The organism is Bacillus sp. H1a (assembly GCF_000633475.1).
In the GTDB taxonomy this organism is placed as follows: Bacteria; Bacillota; Bacilli; order Bacillales; family Bacillaceae_G; genus Bacillus_A; species Bacillus_A paramycoides.
In genome coordinates, this window is sequence record NZ_AYMH01000008.1 from 1 (window position 1) to 3,707 (window position 3,707).

The following is a 3,707-nucleotide window of genomic DNA, read 5'->3' on the forward strand; positions in this document are numbered from 1 at the left end:
TACCTAAAGGGGATAATATCAGCGTGGGGCTATTTCCTAATGTGGTTTCTAAACATACGATGCGGTTTCAAAAGTGTTACTGGTAGGTAATGGAACACCGTACAAGCGATTCTGAGGCGGTTATCTTTTTCTTTATGGGCAATCTCCTTACTAAATGCAACGTACAGTCCCCATATAGATGACCTTCCCTACTGTTTTTTGCTATAATCGGATAGCTGTTCCCCTAGAAAAAATTTTCGGGGGATGAGGCACTAATTCCCTGTTCCGTCATGTCACGTATTTTAAGTTATGACACTTATCAAAATAAAAAAAGACAGGATACTATGATCCTGTCTTTTTGCTTGAGGTGGATATCGTTAATTTCTAAACAATTTTCAGTTTCTTTTTACTTTGTTATTTATAGTGCCGCTCCTTGCAGTATAACAAACGGAAAGGTATAATTTTTAGTTAGTTGTTTATTACTCAGACTTCCATAGGTTGCAGCCATTGGTGGTCTTTTTTTCATTATTTAACGGCCTTACTTCCCATTTCAATGAATGACCTCTTTTGCTCCTATTATTTTCTCTTACCATAGACTAAAATCCGCAAAAATCACGGTGTGCATCTAGTGCTAATTTTGAAGGGTGATTATTTGGATCATTCGGTAAATCGAAACTGGTTCCATGATACTTACCGTAATGACTTGATAGTAAGTTAGGGTGAACAACAACTGTCATGTTTGCAGAATCAACATAAATATATCCACGGTCCCAGAGAGTGTGAAGGTCTGCTCTAAGAGGTGCGCCGTTTTGAACACAGTTAGTATCAGGGCCAGTGTAAGGAAATATATGGGCTGCCTCAAGTGCTTGTTCTACATTACATCCAGATATCGGACAACGACATTCATAAGCATTCAATAAATCCTTTCTGAATGCAGGTTGTCCTTGGCGTTGAACAATTAGGCGAAGTGATCTTCTACGTTCATCGGTAATCGATTGTGGATCAAAATCCTTAACTGATCGATTTTCATTTACCATTACAATGTGTGCCAACATCTCTCCAGGAGAACTAGTCATTTCAGAGATTTTACCTGTCGGGGATGGACCAGCAAGAATAAAAAAGCCATTAACCCAAGCAACAGGCAGTGCAATGTTAATCTTATAACGTTTTTTTCGTCCTTCGGGGGATTGTTCGAGAACCACACCAACAGGAATTGAATTCTTCATATTAAGCGTTAAAGCACGATTATCAAATAGAGTATCTCGTGTGGTAACAGAATCGTCTCCTCTCTGGTGGTAGGCGTAGTACCACGAACCGTCTGGCATAATAACAGGTTCTTGATCGGGGTACTTTTCTTTTAAAGTTTCTTTAACAGAAAGAACGTAATCACTGTTTTTTGGTTTAAAAATTCCTTGACCTGGTGATACGATTGGTATTCCATTCACTTTTGGAGTATGCGGAACTCCTTCTTCTCCTGCATGCTCGACAAACCACGATAAAGCATGTTTGTGTTCCGGTGGTAGTGAAGCCAATAAATCTTGGATATTCATTCTTTTTCAAACTCCCTTCTATCTCAAAAAAGAGCTATTGTTTAATTGTAATACATCAGCGGTATATTGTTGTTATATCAATGTTTTTCGTCTGATGCAATTTGATTATAATATTAGCTCTTATAGTAGTCAAAAAAAGAAACTAAAGAATTATCGACAACAATTCTTTAGTTATGAAACCGATATTCGAAAGAAATATATACAACAAAAGCGAGGTAAAAAATTACCTCTCTTTTGTTTATACTCTCTTTATGTCAAATGACTTGATGTGATGCGTGAAAATGATCGTTCCATCAATTTTTATGTAGTGAATGTTTGCATCGGCAATATCGTGTCTTAGTCTGTTTCGTAAAATAGACCAACTCTCCTCATATATAACTTGTTGCATTTTCCCTCGTGATAGATGAAACGTCACTAAAAACTCTTGAAACTTCAAAATAATTCCCCCTTTGTTTTGCATCTCGTCTTCATCATAGTTCATAAGAATGTTGACTGTACAAACGCTGAATTTGAAGTTTGTAGGGGGAAGTTCGAAATAATCATATCTAAAGTGAAAAACCTGGTGATAGTTATAATGAAACTTGTGGTGATATTTTTTAGAAAGTTTCCCTCGTGCGGTGAAAGATATGGTGAAACTTGTGGTGATATTTTTTAGAAGGTTTCACTCACGAGGTGAAAGGTATGGTGAAAATAGTGGTGAACTTTTCGGTATGTTATCTTTTTTGGGGGGAGAAAGAGGCTTTAAACCAATGTTTTTGCTAAAAAGTAAACAAACATGTTCAATAATCACCAACGTGGTGAACTTTCTCTGACTAATTTTGATGAACTCTGTTAGGGGTCTCGCCACATCGCTATCAAGCTAACAAAATAAAATCCCCCTAAAATGAAAAAATACGCTATTCTTTCTGTAGAATCATAGGAAAGGATGGCGTTTTTGTATGTCTATTTCTGTATCTGATGAATTACAACTATTTGCTCAAGAAATTCAAAACTTCTTATCTCCAAATTTCTTACGAGATCTTGCTAGAAATGTTGGTTTTGTGCAAAGAACCAGTAAGTACCAAGCAAAAGATTTAGTCGCTTTATGTGTATGGATCAGTCAAAAAGTCGCTAAAACCTCTTTAACTCATTTATGTAGCTGTTTAGAAGCATCAACAGAAGTGCTCATCAGTCCCGAAGGACTGAATCAACGATTTAATGCCACAGCCGTGCAATTCCTACAACAAGTGTTAGCCGAACTTCTCAACCAAAAGTTATCTTCAACTAAGATGCTCACTTCTCCATACGCTTCTATTTTCAAACGTATTCGTATCCTAGATTCAACTGCCTTTCAACTTCCCGATGTATTTTCATCTGTTTATCCAGGTGCAGGAGGATGCAGCCATACAGCTGGGATGAAGATTCAGCTTGAGTATGATTTATTAAGTGGACAGTTCCTACATATTCATACAGGCCCAGGTAAACAACATGATCGAACCTATGGTTCTCTATGTGCCCCAACTGTGACAGCGAATGATTTATGTATCCGTGATTTAGGTTATTTTCACTTGAAAGATCTTCAACATATACAAGATAAAAAGGCTTACTATATCTCTCGTATTAAATCAAATACACGTATTTATCAAAAAAATCCCACTCCTGATTATTTTCAAGATGGAAGAATCAAGAAAGGTACAGAGTATATACAGATAGATATGGAGGTCTTAATGAACTCTCTTCAACCAGGACAAACATGTGAAATATCCAACGCTTATGTAGGAATGACTGATAAAGTACCAACCCGTGTGATTGTTCATCGACTAACCAAAGAACAACAACAAAAACGATTACAAGATCAAACTGTAAGAGAAAAAAAGAAAGGAATGAAGTATTCTACTCGTAGTAAACGACTCAGTGGCATCAATGTATATATGACAAACACACCTACAGATATTGTCCCGATGGGACAAGTACATGATTGGTATTCTTTACGCTGGCAAATCGGCGTGTCCAGATAAGGACACATTATCTAGTTGGTGAAAGTCCAATCGGGAGAATAGACTCCACTCCCGTAGCCTGAGAGGCGCCATGAAGTGAAAGCGACACGGCGAAGCCCTCTGACATCACATGCAAAAGGCATGTGGGCAAATCTCCAGGTTGTAACGTACAGTGAACGTAGACGTAGCCTCGTTACACGCA

Annotated in this window: 2 protein-coding genes and 1 pseudogene; 1 reads left to right on the top strand and 2 read right to left on the bottom strand. The window is 37.6% G+C overall.

What is annotated here, in order from left to right; genetic code table 11:
• Window positions 1–575 precede the first annotated feature (575 nt).
• Window positions 576–1,511 carry an HNH endonuclease gene (locus U860_RS31130; RefSeq protein ID WP_162790988.1) on the bottom strand — a complete coding sequence of 312 codons (936 nt, stop codon included), beginning with the start codon at window positions 1,509–1,511 and terminating at the stop codon, window positions 576–578.
• Between the two features lie 256 nt (window positions 1,512–1,767).
• Complete coding sequence (locus tag U860_RS0103885; protein ID WP_025147471.1) at window positions 1,768–1,965, bottom strand: hypothetical protein; 198 nt, start codon at window positions 1,963–1,965, stop codon at window positions 1,768–1,770.
• Between the two features lie 502 nt (window positions 1,966–2,467).
• On the opposite strand from U860_RS0103885, the pseudogene U860_RS0103890 reads away from it, so the two are divergent.
• Window positions 2,468–3,511, top strand: a pseudogene (locus U860_RS0103890) (IS4 family transposase); the annotation flags it as partial.
• Window positions 3,512–3,707 lie beyond the last annotated feature (196 nt).